General features: G+C 40.5%; 1 protein-coding gene and 1 pseudogene. One reads left to right on the top strand and one right to left on the bottom strand.

Annotation, left to right across the window (positions count from 1 at the left end; translation table 11 throughout):
- On the top strand, nt 1-300 hold a 300-nt coding region (locus A3761_RS02740), incomplete at its 5' end, for a hypothetical protein (RefSeq protein ID WP_231881129.1).
- 71 nt (nt 301-371) lie between these two features.
- On the opposite strand, the pseudogene A3761_RS26710 reads toward A3761_RS02740, so the two are convergent.
- A pseudogene (locus tag A3761_RS26710) lies at nt 372-718 on the bottom strand (putative pyridoxal-dependent aspartate 1-decarboxylase); the annotation flags it as partial.

Here is a 718-nt window from a genome sequence, read left to right as displayed (position 1 = left end):
AAAAATATACTTGTAGAAAATAAGGAGTTATCGATGAGTAGTGCAGAAGCGAGCAAACAAGCCAAAATAATTAGTGAACTACGCGTCTTTATTCGAAAGTGTCTAAGTGACCCTAGTGTTTCAACAAAATGCATGGAGATCGCACGCGAGCTGAAAAATGAACCTGATGCTTCCGCTAAAATAGCAGAGAAGATCAGCGCCTCAACAATTGTTAGAATTCCTGAACAATTGAGTGATGCTGATAAGATCTTCTTGGAAGTCATTCACGAAGTCTTAGATGACGAAGCTGCGTTATATTAAGCTGAAGCAGTAATCTAGATTTAGCCTTGAGTGATTAAATCTATGCACCAATAGTCTGTGTTTATCTCAGACTATTGGCTATCCTCGGAGAGCTGACACAAACTACGCAATAACTTCATTGCTCGTTGAACCTCCATAGAAGCGTTCACGATTTCTTTCTGCTCTGCCAGAATATCTCTTAATGTATCAGTGGTCGTCAGTGGATTTGCTAATACCACTCGAAAGACGACACATGCTTGTCGATTATACTTCGGGGGTTCCAAACGCGTTCTTGAAACAAACGATAGGCCTTTCTCACGCTGAGTTTTTTGTACAAACTTAGTGATACGATCCAGAACTGCATTGATCTTTTCCATCAAAATATCGTCTGCAACTGCTAACACCGACGTTGCAAACTCCGGGCAATAACGATAAGTAA

The sequence above is a fragment of the Oleiphilus sp. HI0123 genome (assembly GCF_001635315.1).
This window is presented reverse-complemented; position numbering and strand designations above follow the sequence as displayed.